Source organism: Elizabethkingia argenteiflava (assembly GCF_009904105.1).
In the GTDB taxonomy this organism is placed as follows: domain Bacteria; phylum Bacteroidota; class Bacteroidia; order Flavobacteriales; family Weeksellaceae; genus Elizabethkingia; species Elizabethkingia argenteiflava.
Map to the genome: position 1 here is coordinate 1 of NZ_JAAABJ010000002.1, position 303 is coordinate 303.

The 303-nt window shown below is 36.0% G+C and carries 1 pseudogene; it reads right to left on the minus strand.

Going from position 1 to position 303, the window contains the following annotated elements:
• Positions 1–303 (minus strand): annotated as a pseudogene (locus GNY06_RS00010) (IS481 family transposase); the annotation flags it as partial.

Below are 303 nucleotides of genomic sequence, written 5' to 3' on the forward strand. Positions count from 1 at the left end.
AGTTTTGCTAATACTACTTTGGAATACGTGTCAATAAAAGTTTGTTGATAAATATGTCCAACTCCTTTGATATTGCCTACGTAATAAGTGTCTTGAGCTCCTAAATATCCAGGATGATGAGTTTCATTTTCTCCATGAGCTTTTATCTCTTCCTTAGCCATGTCTAGTGCTGAAAGGTGAGATTCAGTAAGAACTACACCATCTTGAGCAGATTTGGCTTCTAGGGCTTTTAATCTTAGTTTAAACGTATTTAGATCGTGTCTTAACCAAATACTTCTGACTCCACCTGGTGATACAAAGAAA